The sequence below is a fragment of the Reyranella soli genome, assembly GCF_007992495.1.
Lineage (GTDB): Bacteria > Pseudomonadota > Alphaproteobacteria > Reyranellales > Reyranellaceae > Reyranella > Reyranella soli.
Genome location: NZ_BKAJ01000353.1, coordinates 1 through 1461, shown reverse-complemented (window position 1 = coordinate 1461; position 1461 = coordinate 1). Strand labels below are relative to the sequence as shown.

The following is a 1461-nucleotide window of genomic DNA, read 5'->3' as shown; positions in this document are numbered from 1 at the left end:
TCGACGTCACCTTCATCCCTGTTTCCGAACCGGCGGTGCTGTCGTCGGCGACGGTTGACCTCAGCGAGACCAACGCGGTGCTGACGACGGGCGGGACGCTGACGATCAGCGACGTCGACAGTCCGGAATTCTTCCTGATGCAGGCCGGGACTGCAGGGAGTTACGGCACCTTCACGATCAATGCGGCAGGGGTGTGGAGCTACACGGCGATTTCGGCTCACGACGCGTTCGTTGCCGGGACGACCTACACCGACACATTCCAGGTAAGGAGTGCAGACGGCACGACGACGTCGGTGACGGTGAACATTCTGGGTACCAACGACGCAGCGGTGCTGTCATCGGCGACGGTTGGCCTCAGCGAGACCGATGTGGTGCTGACGACGGGAGGGACGCTGACGATCAGCGACGTCGACAATCCGGCAACCTTCGTGGCGCAGGTCGGAACCGTAGGGAGCTACGGCACCTTCTCGATCGATGCGTCGGGAGTGTGGAACTACACGGCGAGCTCCGCCCACGACGAGTTCGTTGCCGGGACGACCTACAGCGACACGTTCCAGGTGGCGAGTGCCGACGGCACGACGACGTCGGTGACGGTGAACATTCTGGGCAGCAACGACACGATGGTTGTTTCCAGTTTGGCTATAACCGGGACACAGATCAGCTTCATTGCCGCCGATCCCGACAATGGGACGCTGGCATTGGCGAGTTCGTTTGGCGCGGCATTTGGCAACCCGGTAATCGCCAGCGGAGCGACAACGAATCTGACGCCCGTATCGCAAGCGGCGGCTGTTTCGGGTACCCTACAGGTGACGGATGGCAGCGCCACCGCAGATGTGATCGCTCTCTACCTTGGAACAGGCAGCGGCGATAGCTTCGCGGCCGGTTCTGCTTCTACCGCCATATACGGATTCGGCGGCAACGACATCCTGACGGGCAGCACGGCAGCAGACTTCATCTTCGGCGGCACGGGCGCCGACACGATAGCGGCCGGCGGCGGCAACGACACGATCAACCTGGCCAACGGTGACTTCATCGCGGGTGAGTCGATCGATGGCGGCGCCAACAGCGACAGCATCGTCCTTACCAACGGCACGACGGTGGACTTTAGCGTTGGCACGGTGACGAACGTCGAGACCCTGACGGGCAGCACCAGCAGCGACACCGTCACTCTGTCGGCGTCGCAGCTGGCCGGCTTCGGGACCATCGACCTGGTCAGCGGCACGGATACGCTGAACGTTGTCGCCGGCGGGAACATCTCGTCGCTTGCGCTTGCCACGATGAGCAACATCGATAGCGGAAACCTAACGGGTACCTCGGGCAGCGACTCGATCACCCTCACTGGCGCGCAGCTCGATGCGATCCTGATCGGCACGGGCACCATTGATCTCGGTTCCGGCACCGGCGACACGATCAACCTGACGTCGACGTCGTCCGACCTCAACACTCTGGGCGCGACGAACG

1 protein-coding gene is annotated in these 1461 nt (G+C 62.8%); it reads left to right on the top strand.

Features of this window, described 5'->3' with window-relative positions; translation table 11 throughout:
* On the top strand, positions 1 to 1461 hold a 1461-nt coding region (locus tag RSO01_RS46700), incomplete at both ends, for a VCBS domain-containing protein (protein WP_218037696.1).